Annotated in this window: 12 protein-coding genes; 8 read left to right on the forward strand and 4 right to left on the reverse strand. The window is 45.7% G+C overall.

The window, feature by feature from the left end:
- Positions 1-103: 103 nt before the first annotated feature.
- Positions 104-1,711, forward strand: a complete 1,608-nt coding sequence (locus tag UNITIG_RS03015; protein ID WP_101757031.1) for a cation:proton antiporter family protein — start codon at positions 104-106, stop codon at positions 1,709-1,711.
- A 22-nt stretch (positions 1,712-1,733) separates the two neighbouring features.
- Here UNITIG_RS03015 and UNITIG_RS03020 read toward each other — a convergent pair whose 3' ends face one another.
- From UNITIG_RS03020 to UNITIG_RS23335, 3 genes are all read right to left on the reverse strand, one after another.
- Positions 1,734-2,507 carry an SDR family NAD(P)-dependent oxidoreductase gene (locus UNITIG_RS03020; RefSeq protein WP_101757032.1) on the reverse strand — a complete coding sequence of 258 codons (774 nt, stop codon included), beginning with the start codon at positions 2,505-2,507 and terminating at the stop codon, positions 1,734-1,736.
- Between the two features lie 124 nt (positions 2,508-2,631).
- Positions 2,632-3,549, reverse strand: a complete 918-nt coding sequence (locus UNITIG_RS23330) for a TonB-dependent receptor (protein ID WP_200821156.1) — start codon at positions 3,547-3,549, stop codon at positions 2,632-2,634.
- The gene (locus UNITIG_RS23335) at positions 3,459-4,739 is read right to left on the reverse strand and encodes a TonB-dependent receptor (protein ID WP_200821157.1); all 1,281 of its coding nucleotides are present in this window, start codon (positions 4,737-4,739) and stop codon (positions 3,459-3,461) included. The genes UNITIG_RS23330 and UNITIG_RS23335 overlap by 91 nt, the downstream gene beginning before the upstream one ends.
- A 224-nt stretch (positions 4,740-4,963) precedes the next feature.
- On the opposite strand from UNITIG_RS23335, the gene UNITIG_RS03030 reads away from it, so the two are divergent.
- Positions 4,964-5,578 carry a TetR/AcrR family transcriptional regulator gene (locus UNITIG_RS03030; RefSeq protein ID WP_101757033.1) on the forward strand — a complete coding sequence of 205 codons (615 nt, stop codon included), beginning with the start codon at positions 4,964-4,966 and terminating at the stop codon, positions 5,576-5,578.
- A 45-nt stretch (positions 5,579-5,623) separates the two neighbouring features.
- On the opposite strand, the gene UNITIG_RS03035 is transcribed toward UNITIG_RS03030, so the two are convergent.
- Positions 5,624-6,022 carry a universal stress protein gene (locus UNITIG_RS03035; protein WP_101757034.1) on the reverse strand — a complete coding sequence of 133 codons (399 nt, stop codon included), beginning with the start codon at positions 6,020-6,022 and terminating at the stop codon, positions 5,624-5,626.
- Between the two features lie 537 nt (positions 6,023-6,559).
- On the opposite strand from UNITIG_RS03035, the gene UNITIG_RS03040 reads away from it, so the two are divergent.
- The 6 genes from UNITIG_RS03040 (at position 6,560) to UNITIG_RS03060 (ending at position 12,511) form a co-directional block, all read left to right on the forward strand.
- Positions 6,560-6,823: a hypothetical protein gene (locus UNITIG_RS03040; RefSeq protein WP_101757035.1), complete on the forward strand. Its 264-nt coding sequence runs from the start codon at positions 6,560-6,562 to the stop codon at positions 6,821-6,823.
- A gap of 413 nt (positions 6,824-7,236) precedes the next feature.
- Positions 7,237-8,064 (forward strand): ABC transporter substrate-binding protein, encoded by an 828-nt coding sequence (locus UNITIG_RS03045; protein WP_159931063.1) that lies wholly within the window; start codon positions 7,237-7,239, stop codon positions 8,062-8,064.
- 555 nt (positions 8,065-8,619) lie between these two features.
- Positions 8,620-9,306: an alcohol dehydrogenase catalytic domain-containing protein gene (locus tag UNITIG_RS03050; RefSeq protein ID WP_235015228.1), complete on the forward strand. Its 687-nt coding sequence runs from the start codon at positions 8,620-8,622 to the stop codon at positions 9,304-9,306.
- Positions 9,307-9,320: 14 nt separating this feature from the next.
- The gene (locus tag UNITIG_RS23970; RefSeq protein ID WP_235015229.1) at positions 9,321-9,641 is read left to right on the forward strand and encodes a zinc-binding dehydrogenase; all 321 of its coding nucleotides are present in this window, start codon (positions 9,321-9,323) and stop codon (positions 9,639-9,641) included.
- A gap of 118 nt (positions 9,642-9,759) precedes the next feature.
- Positions 9,760-10,827 carry a phosphotransferase family protein gene (locus UNITIG_RS03055; RefSeq protein ID WP_101757037.1) on the forward strand — a complete coding sequence of 356 codons (1,068 nt, stop codon included), beginning with the start codon at positions 9,760-9,762 and terminating at the stop codon, positions 10,825-10,827.
- A 520-nt stretch (positions 10,828-11,347) separates the two neighbouring features.
- Positions 11,348-12,511, forward strand: coding sequence for a hypothetical protein (locus tag UNITIG_RS03060; protein ID WP_101757038.1), 1,164 nt, complete (start codon positions 11,348-11,350; stop codon positions 12,509-12,511).
- The last annotated feature ends 30 nt before the right edge of the window (positions 12,512-12,541 follow it).

The raw sequence follows: 12,541 nt of genomic DNA on the forward strand, positions 1-12,541 counted from the left end.
TAATATTCCAGTTTCAGGGAGAGTAGTAAATATTTTTTGCATAGCCTGAGAGATAGTGTAGTGTGCTTTGAAATATTAATAATGTTTTTGGAGCTGGCTTTCTGTGGTTGAAGTAATTGTAGTCATATTAGCGTTGCTGGCAGGCGTGCTGGCGCGAGGCGTTAACCTGCCTCCCATGGTCGGCTTTTTGGTCGCAGGGTTTACCTTAATCCCGCTGCAGCAATTTTGGCCAGAGATCACTGAAATTGATTTCAAACCACTGGTAAGCATTGGCGTTACGTTACTGTTGTTCTGTATTGGCTTGAAATTACAATTACAAACGCTGTTACGACCTTTTGTATGGGCGGTGACCTGTATTCATATGTCGTTGTTGATCGTACTGTGCTTCGCTTTACTGTTTGCACTTAAAAGCATGGGATGGGCATTGGTAGCCGGTTTAAGTATGGAGCAGAGTTTAACTATTGGCTTTGCTTTGAGCTTTTCTTCTACCGTGTTTGCCGTGAAAGTGCTGGAGAACCGTGGTGAGATGGCTTCCTTGCATGGTAAGGCGGCGATTGGCGTATTGGTTATGCAGGATATATTTGCTGTCGCATATTTATCGATGATTTCCGGAACCACACCCTCAATGTTCGCGCCATTAGTGTTACTGCTAATTCCAGCTAAAAGTTTGTTGGTTGATCTTTTACGTCGTTGTGGGCACTCAGAACTGTTGGTGCTTGCCGGATTTGCCATTGCCTATGCTGGCTACGGTTTGTTTGAGGCTGTAGGTTTAAAAGGTGATTTAGGTGCGTTGTTTATTGGTGCAGTATTGGCCAGTTCGGATAAAGGCAAGGAATTAGCTAAATCGTTATTGACGATCAAGGATGTCTTGCTGATTGGATTTTTCTTGTCGATTGGCCAGTATGGACTTCCCTCTGGCGACGCGTGGTTGATGGCCTTGATGCTATTGGTGTTTGTTGTGTTGAAGCCCACGTTGTTTTTTGTGTTGTTTACCCGCTTTAAATTGCGTGCACAAACCTCTTTTTTTGGTGCGCTCGCACTTAATCATTACAGCGAATTCGGCCTCATTGTGCTTGCTATTGCCATGCAGCAAGGCGTATTGCCTGACACATGGGTAGTAATATTAGCGCTTTCATTATCATTAAGTTTTATTTTAAGTTCTTTGATTAATGTGCAAAGCGATAAGTTGTATGCGGGTTTAACCAAGCAGCTACAGCATTTTGAAACCAGCAGTCGTGTAGCTGAGCAGCGCCCAATTGATATTGGTAACGCTGAAATTCTGGTAATGGGAATGGGGCGTTTGGGTACCGGTGTATATGATTATTTACATGCGGGATATAACGATACACTGGTTGGTTTTGAAGAGAGTTTAGTTAAAGTTAAAGAACATACCAAGGTAGGTAGACGGGTGTTAGTCGGTGATGCCAGTGATCGTGATTTATGGCAGCGCCTGTCTATCAGTCAGGTAAAGCAGATCTTTCTGGCGTTAAGTAATCATCGTGAAACTGTGCTGGTGACCAATCTATTGAGAGAGTCTGGCTATGACGGAGTTATTGCTGCGGTGGCTAAATTTGATGACAATCTTGAAGAATTAAAAGCATTGGGCGTTATTGCATTTAATTTTTACTCGGAGGCGGGTGCAGGTTTTGCCGAGCATGTAGTTAATCATAAGGATTTTTGTTTGCTCTCGGAGCGCAGCCAAGCCTCCTGAATAACGGTATTCTGCCTTGGCATTAGCGTTGCGAAGAAATATTACCGCCATCAACCACCAGTTCCGTGCCTGTGATATAGCTCGCTTCATCAGACAATAAAAATCTAACCGCAGTAGCGACTTCTCTGGGCTTGCCCAGGCGCCCCATCAAGATACGCTGCTCAAAAGCTTGTTGGATACTACTGTCATGATCAATCGCTTGTTGAATCATTGGGGTTAAAATTTGACCGGGAGAGACGGCGTTAATTCGAATGTTGTAGCGGGCCAGATCATCGGCCAGCGCTCTATTAATACCCAGCATTCCCGCTTTTGATGCACTGTAGCTGGGATTCAAGGCGTTACCTAAGGTGGCGTTTATCGAGGATATACTAACCACGCTGGCGCCAGTTGTTTTTTTCAGGTCGCTGAGTAGAGCTTTAATAAGAAACGGCCAGCTTCTTAAATTAATATCCAGTACGGTGTTCCATGTTGCTTCAGTAAGTTGTTCTAACGGACAAACACCAGCTATACCTGCGGCGTGCACCAGTCCGCCAAATGTTCCCAAATGCTCTTGGCTAAGCGCGATGCCTTTTTCAATTTGTGCGAGGTCGGCAACGTCTACGGCCAAGCCGAAAGTGTTGACGCCGGTGTTGGTTTTGATACTGCTGGCTATGCTGTTGACTTTTTCACTATCCAAATCCCAAATAGCAACAGGGCGGCCAACGTCTGCGAGTGCCTGGGCGCATGCTAAACCGATACCGGATGCCCCGCCAGTGATAATCACCGGGGAGTTTGGGCTGGATACTATTGAATTCATAGGGGCTAATCCTAATGCTGCGGTAATAACGTTGTTTAAAAAAGTCCCGGCACACGTTGTGATTGCCGTGTGCGGGACAGAAAGACTGTACGATTAAATGAGACCTTATGTACAGCTGATGTAATTAAAACTCATACACAATATCTACACCGTAACTACGTGGCTCACCGAACATTGCGCCAGGTACACCGGCATTAAAATGCGCGATGTAATATTCTTCATCTTCCAGATTGCGTCCCCAGGCAGCTATCCGTAGATCTCCTTGTGGCATGGCAATATTAGATAAGCTAAGTCGCGCATTCAGCATGCCGTAGTCATCGGTGATATAGGTATCGGGGTTGATGCTGGAGCCAGAAAATTTCTCGTCCTGCCAGCTGTACCCAATAGTTGCTACCAGGTCACCTATAGACAATTCCGGAAATTGGTATTCCAGATCGAGGTTGTAACTGTGTTTAGGAATATTCGTAAAGCGAAAATCATCAGCAATATCCTGACCAGTCGCGTCGATGATTTCTTCATAGTCGGCATCGGTATAACCGTAATTCAGGTTTGCGGTTAAGCCTTCGACTAGCAGTGCGGTGACTTCCAGTTCAGCTCCCGCCATTTTGGCTTTACCAGCATTTAATACGTCGGTGATAGAGGGGTCGTTAATGTCTGATTGCACATTGATTTGAATATCATCGTAATCAGCTTGAAACAGTGCGGCGTTAATGCGTAAGCGGTTATCCCACCAGGTTGTTTTGGCGCCGATTTCATAAGACACTAATTCTTCAGGGTCAAAGCCCGCTTCAAAATTGGCGATACTGCTTGCGCGCACATTGAACCCACCCGTTTTATAACCGCTAACAAATTTAGCGTAGAGGTTAACATCGTAACTATAATCATACGCGACGATAAAACTGGGGCTGAAATTACTAAAGTCATTATCTCCCGTACCAGGTTGGCCGGGCGTTACGATTTGTGTGTCCAGAGATTCGCTGGTTTCGGCGATCTCTGCGTTGCGTTCGTCCCGTGACCACCGAGCGCCGACAGTAACGTGCAAACGCTCATCCAGAATTTCCGGGTATAGGTGGTTTGTCCAAACAGAGCGTAGGCGCGATTTTCAGTTTCCACATCGCGGTGACTAATAGTTCTGCGCGCTGGTACTGTGGTCAGATCCGTACTCTCCCCCTGTTCATAGAAATAGTAGATACCGGCGATATATTCTAGGCGGGTGTCCAGGGCGTCACCGACAATTTGCAGCTCTTGCGAAAGCTGATCCTGCTCAGCGTCGGTATTAGTAATGAAAATAGGGAAGGGCCCGTACACGCCGGTCATATAATCCTGATAGGTGTAGTTTTCCAATTCACGATAGGCCGTAATTGATCGCATTATCAGGCTGTCGTTGATTTCCCACTCTACATTAATGCTGTGGCCACTGGAGATAACCGCATTGGCCTGGAGTTCGGAAACTGCTGCATTACCTTCATTACCGCGCGGGGTTGTCTGCGGGTATAAGGGGACCGGTTGAATAAAGGCAGGTGTGTCGTCAATGTCGGAACGGTCATAGGTATAACGCACGCCAAGATTGTCAGTAGCCTGCCACAATGAGTCAAAACGGTAGGCTTCGCGGTCCTGGTCGCCAAAGCGATCCTCGCCAGTGCCGAGATTGTCGACAAAGCCATCTTTGGTAACGGTCAAGTAAGACAGTTTTACCGCCAGTTGGTCATTGATCGGCGTGCTGAAACTGGTTTTGCTACGAAACAGGTCGCGATTGCCGACAGTCAACGCTTGTTTGAATTCTACGGCGTCGAGATTGGGGTTAAGGGTGAGGAAATTTACCGCGCCTCCGGTAGCATTACGGCCGTACAAGGAGCCCTGGGGGCCGCGCAGTACCTCTATCCGCTCAATATCACCGACCTCCATTGCCAAGCCTTGACTGCGTGCCATATAAACACCATCCAAATAGACGGCGACGCTAGGGTCTTGGGTGATTTGATCGTCGCTATTACCCACGCCGCGGATATAAACCCTTGATGTAGTGGCGCTATTGGGGTGGGGTGTCAGTTGCATATTGGGCACATTGGCTTGCAAGTCAACCAGTGTGTTAATCCCCTTATTCTCGATACCGCTGGCACCAAATGCAGCGATAGAGACCGGGATATTCTGCACCGATTCTATTTTTTTCTGGGCGGTGACGACCAGCTCTTCTAGCACCATTTCGCCTGAGCTGGCTGCTTGGGTGGCTAGCATAAGTCCACTTGCCGCTATGGTAGCAGCCCTGCTGGAACGCTTTTTAGTATAAGTATTGTCATTAGTTATCATTGGTTGCAGCACCTTTACTGATTAATTAATTTTCTACCTTCTCGCAGGTAGAATTTAGGGCTGACAAATCTACCTCCGTGCAGGTAGATTTGTCAATAGCCAATGTGTAATCTTTCGGGACCAAAAAAATTAAGGTTTTAAAAGGTTGATTGATGACGGAAAGTGCTAGAACTGATCGCGGGAATGCGACCAGAGAGAAAATTTTACAGGCCGCAGAGGAGGTATTTGCTACCCATAGCTTTGCCGCCTCCCGTTTAGAAGATGTGGCTATAGCTGTAGGTATTCGGCGGGCTTCATTGGTGTATTACTTCAAGAGTAAGCAGGAGCTTTATGAAGCCGTAGAGGCGCGAGTCTATCGAGCGATGATAGAGCTTACTGAGCAAAGGCTTAGTGGTATCAACAATAGTCAGCAAAAATTAATCACGATTTTAGATAGTTGGTTGGATTTTCAAGTGTCGCGGCCCACTGCCGGGCAGCTTATTATGCGTAATATCGCGGATCAATATCCTAGCGATTTGGATCCTATCCGCTTCTCCGGTACTGCGCTCGCGTTGTGGGATACCACGATTCGTGAGGCGCAGGCAAAAGGTGAGGTCGCGGCAGTTGAGCCACAGCATTTGTTGCAAATTTTAGCCGGAGGAATTCTGCATTATGTCAATGAAAGCCATTTGCTAGGCAAGCAGCGCGAGTATGACGTTAGTGATAATGTGCAACTGGAAAAATTCCGGGCACTTTTGCATCAGCTGCTTCGTGCGGTGTTTATTTAATTAATAAGACTAGGCTGCCAAAGCGCTGGCAGCGCATGCACTGATTCAACAAATTTTTACTAGCGAGACATCACATTTTGCATAATTCACCACGCCATTAGCTGTTGAGCCAAGCAGTGCTTGAATGCCTTTTTTGGAATGTGTCCCTAAAATAATTAAATCCGCTTTTCTCTTCTCGGCAAGCATGCAAATGTGATCATAAGGCTTACCCACCTTAATAATTTGATTCTTTTTGGGTACACCAAAAGCACTGGCAAGCTTATCAATTTTGGGAGAGATTTTTTCCGTTAACTCTTTTTGATAATCCCTTGGAAGCATAGAGTAGGGAATCACATGGATCACGATAAGTTTACTGTTACAAAGCTTGGAGAGTTTTGAGGCTTTTGCCAGAACCTCTTTTCCTTCGCTAGTTGCGTCAATTGCACAAAGAATCGTTTTATACATAATATATAACTCTCACAAGTTGTCCGTAATGGTTGGGTATGACCTGAATCCTTGCTGGCAGCACAATACAAACAATCGCTTTACTATACTGAACTTAGTAAAGAACTGTAGTATTGAAGATGATTATTTGCAATTCTGCATCGATAGGTGTGTAAAAGAGTATCAGTGTGTGGCTAGGATACCCTGGCTTATGTTCACAGCACGTAATCCCTCCAGTCAGGGACAGCCCGTTAACTTTAGGTTCTCGCTAGCAGCCACATATTTGTACCTAAGCCAGACGCTATAGTTAGCTGCTTTGCGCCTAGTGATTAGAATTGCAGCGTGGAGAACAACGAAGAGCTATACAATGAATTGCCTAAGAACCCAGCCCAAAAAACGACGAGGCTTCAGTTAAAGGTGATGCAGTTTTGATAGTTGTGTGAGTGCTATCCCATTTTCTACTGCGCGGTGCCTTGCAAGGACATTTTTGCTGTACCTGATATGAGAGCCTATGCATACTTATTATCTACTCAACTGTAGTGAAAGCAGGAAGTCCCTATGAAACTCGTATTTTCTCAAAACAGCATTTTTCATCTCTATCGTTTAAGTGTCATCGTTGCGTCTAAAACCGGCAAAAAATACCGCTTGAGCAACGAGCAAGAACTGAATTCGTTAATTCGTTACTGTAACCGTTCAGAGAGTACCGATATCGCACGCCAGTATGATACCTTCTTACACTCTGTTGAACCTGAAATTCTTACAGAGATTGAAAAAATGACAGGCTTGTTGTTTCAAGAGGTTAGGTTGCGACTGGTTGGATAGGGTATGGCCGCTGGTTTATGAAGTAAATTAATTAGCTTGGCCTGCTTGGCAATGTGGCACATATTTAAATCTGTGCCAGAGTATGCACGCAGAAAATCGCCTATTTCGCAACCTGTAGTACATAGAGTCAATTGAGGTGATAGGCGATTTTATTAGTAAATATTGTTGCGCTGTTGATTAAATCGCTTTTTAATCCCGTTCTGGACAGCGTTCACTGCTATCATTTCTTTCCCTGCTCCCCATTCATTTTTATCCTCCATTATATTTATCTATTGGCTTCTGTCAGCACCCAGCAGAATCAATAATGGCCTATGACAAGTGTGAAGTGGTAATAGTGTGATATATACTGCGGAAATATTGACGTCAATATGGCTATAGGTTCCAGCGTTAACCCACTATTGAGAAATAAGATAATGTTACTGAAAGACACATTAAAGGCGGTGGTCCTGGTTGGTAGCCTGTGCGTCATTGTAGTGTCACCGACCTTGGTTGCAGGTGAAGCGTTAATCATTGGTGGCAATGTTGCCTACGATGAGCCGCCACACAGTTGGGTGGACTCCTGTTCTGGTCAGATAACCGGGGCCAATCGAGTGGTGCTGGAAAGAGCTTTTACGAAAGCGGGGGTTGCAATTACCTTTGATAAACCGATACCAGTAAGCGAAAGTGCCTATCGAACGGTGATTTCACAAATTAACAATGGTGAAGTGGATGCGCTGAAAGCGTTGCCAAGGATTTCGCTGGGTAGCGACTTTTTATTTAGTAACGAGCCGGTCGCTATGATCAAAGAGTCAATTGTCTTCCTTAAAAAGCATAAAAGTAAATTCAGTGAAGATCTGGCAAATGTCTCTGGCCTTAACGGTGTGGCAATGGAGTTGGGAGAAAACCGCCAGCAGTTGATTAAAAAATATGGTTGGAATGTGGCAGTTTATCAAGGCAATGATAAGCATCAGCTTATTACTCAACTTGAGTTGGGTAATTATGACTACATTATTATGGGGACGCATAAATTTCATTTGCTACAGCGTGACTTTATTAAAAATGATAGTTTGCAGTCTATTGAGATCCATGACTTTTATCGTGAATTTTATTTTGTAGTGAAAAAGGAGAGTACGGCTGCCCGCTATCTCCCATTGATTGATAAAGAGCTTAAAGCCATGCGTGACAGTGGCTTTATTGATTTTATCCAGAATAAATATCTGCAAATTTGGATTAATAAAAAAACCTGTGGTAACAATGACTGATTTCTGCTTCATTTTTCATCGGTCACCCAGCAATAATGCAGTGGTAAACACCGGAGTGGGATTTGACCGCCGTTTCTATTCCTGCAAGTAAATTTCCACCTCCTGAATTTATCGTGCCTGAGCCGCGATCTGTCATAGTTCTATCGGTCATCAATTTTTAATCTTCCCTATAGCGTTTCTATTTATACAATCGGAATGGTAAGTATTAATGGCAACGTGATAATTTGACGCTTCCTTGTACAGATAAAGGGTGAGCGGTTGATAGGGTCTGCTTCCATTTCTGCAAAGTTACAACGGTGACACGTCTCAGACCAGGTCGTCACGTTTAGGGTAGGTGTCTACCGCCATCCCAAAATATCGATAAGGCCGAACCTATGCGTTTTTGTTAGTCATTTATTGGCAAGCAATATAGAGGGAAATAATCTCAGTCCAGGCTGATGGGGGTTGATAGCAGATGCTGTTTTGCCCGCTGCAGAGTATTACAATGCTTTAACCCGAGCGTATCTATTGTGGTGCTGTTGTATAGTCGCACAACTATTTTTTGGAGAGTTTGTTATGTCTTATCAGCATGTCATCATCACTGCGTTTGGTGGGCCGGAAAAGTTACAGGTCGTGTTAGAGCCGGAGCTGCCCGAGCCTACGGATAACCAGGTGAGGGTTAAAGTGTTAGCAGCCGGTACCGGCTTTACCGATACAATAATTCGGCAGGGGCAGTATGTGGATGTTAAGGACAAGCCACCCTTCACTCTGGGTTATGACTGGTACGGAGTGGTGGATAAGGTAGGAGCTAATGTCAGCAATGTAACCGTCGGGCAATTTGTAGCCGACATGCCAGTAATTGGCGGTTATACCGAGTTCTTGTGTGTTGATGCCGAGCAGGTGGTGCTAGCCCCTGACGGTCTTGATCCGGCTGAGGCTGTGTGTATGATTTTATCCTACACCACCGCTTACCAAATGCTTACGCGCATACGAGAACTTAAACCCGGCAGTCAATGTTTAGTGCATGCTGCTGGTGGTGCAGTAGGCACGGCTTTGCTGGAATTGGGTAAAGAATTGGGTTTACACATGCTGGGTACTGCATCGGCAGCTAAAAAGTCTTTGGTGGAAAGTTATGGCGCTACTCATATAGATTACCAAAGTGAAGATGTTGAGCAACGCGTTAAGCAATTATCTGCCGGTGGTGTTGATGCGGTCTTTGATACGCTGGGGGTAGCAGCTGGTCACGTTCCTATAGTTGTTTAAAGCGCGGTGGTGTATTGGTTGCCTTTGGAGCGATGCAGTTGACGACCGGTGAGGAAAAATTGCCTAGTTTGTTGCTGGGTTTTGCCAAGTTGATGCTGTTATGGAAGTTGCTCCCTGATGGCAAAGATTCTGTGTTTTACAATATTCATACCCGCCGGGCAAAGCACCCGCAACAATTTAAGGATGATGTGCAGGCTTTGTTTAGTCTATTGAAAGCCGGTAAGTTAAAGCCGGCGGTTGCTGATCGCTTGCCGCTGGATCAGGCGGCAGAGGCGCACCGGAGAATAGACAGTGCAGCCGTGTTAGGCAAAATAGTATTGGTGAATGAGCACTAAGCTAACCAATTGGTAATGGCGTAATATTTTGCCACTGATAGAATCATAGTGATTACTATGCTTTTGGCTAGGTTTTTAAATCAATAATAGGCGCTATACAACTACAGGAATCTCACTAATGGCAGAACAAGAACAACTGCGTGGCAAATTACAGCAATGGCTGGCAGCCCGGCACCCTGAGCGCGAGGGGCTAACGATTTCAGAATTCACCAGTCCAGAGGCGGGAGCCTCGAATGAAACCTTGTTGTTTGATATCAGCTGGACGGAGCAGGGCGCTAGCCAAACGCAAGCGCTGGTAGCCCGCTTGGAGGCCAGTGGCGAAGGGATCTTTCCCGAGTATGACCTGCCATTGCAGTACCGCACGATGCAGCGCTTACAAAACACGCCGGTCAAGGTGCCGACTACGCTCGGGATGGAAATGGATACCAGTGTCATTGGTAAGCCGTTTTTTATTATGGAGCGTCTGCATGGCCGTTATATGGCCGATAACCCTCCTTATCAAATGGAAGGCTGGTTGACACAAGAGTCGCCGCAGGTGTGTGGTGCTATATGGGAGAATGCCATTGCGCAGATGGGGGCCGTTAACAAGGTTGATTGGGAGCCGCTGGGATTTGCTGACTTGTGGGATAACAAAACATTTGCGACGCCTTTGCAACAGCAGTTAGCTTATTATGAGAGTTTTCTAGCTTGGGCTGAAATTTTGGGGCGTCCTTTTCCTAAATTACACCCGGTGCTGGCATACTTGAAAAATAATCAACCGAGCAATGAGCCGCTGGCATTATGTTGGGGAGATGCCAAACCACCCAATTTAATGATTGCAGAAAATAGTGCCGATATTATTGGAGTGTTAGATTGGGAGATGGTGCACTTGGGTAATCCGGTACACGATTTATCCTGGTGGTTTGTATTGGATGATAGTCTGACTAAAGGTTTGGGTTTACCCAAAGTGGATGGCTTACCCGATAGGCAAAAGATGACTGCATTATGGGAGCAGCACAGTGGCCATAGTGCTGCAGAGCTGGATTATTATGAGTTGCTCAGTAATTTTCAGTTTGCCGTGATAATGCATCGCGTGGGTACGCGTTTAACTGCGCAGGGTTATTTTAAACCCGAAGACCAATTTGATTTGAATAACAACAGCACTTTGTTAATTGATGAGCAGATGGCCAAGTTTGGTATTAGTTGAATTGATACGGTAATGTGGTTTTTGCCAATTAAGCTATTGCAACTGTCATTCCTGCGCCGGCGCACTGCTGTTCGGGATAAATTAGCATTATAGAGTTTCAGCCTTCACCAATAGCACGAAACGTGTCGAGATAAGGTAGAGACTCAATTTTGACTCGTCATTCCCGATCAAGACGAGAATGACTTTCGCTTATTTATGGTGTTTCAGGTTTATCCCGGACAGCAGTGCGCGAAGGTGGGTAGCCAGTTGCGATTAACGATCAAGATTGCTCGAACTTTTTTATAGACTGCAACAACAGATTGTTTTACTAGCGTCGGTTGTATTTGAACCTTTGGTCTTTCGTAGCTCTGCCCCCCGGCTACGGGGAGGGTCGATCTGGAAATCAAGTCTCAACGTTGATTCAATAGAGTTGGGGGGGTTAAATAAAACAGGCATTCAGCGCACGATGGGTTGTTGTCAAAATATGCAGTGTTAATTAACTTTTAATTCAGCTGTGTCTTTTATATCGAGAGAAAATTTTATGTCAGGTTCAATAGGCCCCTTGCTTGCTGCAGATGAGCAATTTAATCATCAGGCAGTAGAAACATTCGCCTCCGTCGGTCAAAGTGACCCAGCCTGGGCGGAAAAAGTCTGTGGTATGGCAGCAGCCAAAGATGGCTCGGTACAAATTGCTTTTGGTTTTGGTAAGTACACCAATCGCAATGTGGTCGATGCCTATGCCGGTGTGAGTCGAGGCAAAGAGCAATGGGTAGTAAGGGCTAGCCGTTCACTTAACAGTGACCCTGAAACGGTTAATGTAGGGCCTATTGAATATGAAATTATTGAGCCACTTCACAGTGTGCGTATTTCTTTAGCTGCCAATGAGCATCAACCTATCGCTTTCGATATCGTATTTAATGCGGCTGTGCCATGTGTTGTTGAAGACAGAGAAGATCGTCGTGATATGCACGGCTACCGTAAAGCTACTGATCAAATTCGCTATCACCAAACCGGTGTCGTGACTGGCTGGTTAGAAGTCGAAGGGCATAGGATAGATATTAGTCAGGACAGTTGGGTTGCTACACGGGACAAATCCTGGGGCATTCGTCCGCAAGTCGGCATCCCGATTGCGGATATGGAGCCGGGTTATGAGTCGATGATCCCGCAAGCACTGGCAATTTGGAACCCTATGTTGTTCACACGCGCTGACGGTTCTCATTACGCATTTCATCATTATTTTTTACAGTTCTCTGGTCCTGGTTTTATGCATCAGCAATTACAGGGAGGGCTGGAAACTGAGGCGGGTAAAGAAAATTTGGTGCTTGGGTTAAAACCCGTGTTGGAATTTGACCCCGCTACAAAACGCTTGCAGCGTGGCTGTTTTAATTTTCATATGGAAGATGGAACGGAGCGTCCGATGACCTTTGAAAAACTATCAGAAACCGGATTTTATTTAGGGGCCGGCCATTACCACGGTGGTGACGGCGCTTACCATGGTAGTTGGCGCGGTGACTTACATATTGATGGTGACTATGTGGTCGATGCAAGCAGTCCTGAAGTGCTTGCCAGATATAAACAGTTTCGGGATAACATGATTCGCATTGAAGACCCGGTAGGGGGCGGTGTGGGTTATGGTAATTGCCAAACCTATGTTCATGGCGCCTGGCCAGAATTCGGTTTGACCGGTGATGAACCGTTATTTTAGTTGCTGTGAGCTTCTGTATTGCAGCGTGTG

This window comes from Oceanicoccus sp. KOV_DT_Chl (genome assembly GCF_900120175.1).
Taxonomy (GTDB): domain Bacteria; phylum Pseudomonadota; class Gammaproteobacteria; order Pseudomonadales; family Dasaniaceae; genus Oceanicoccus.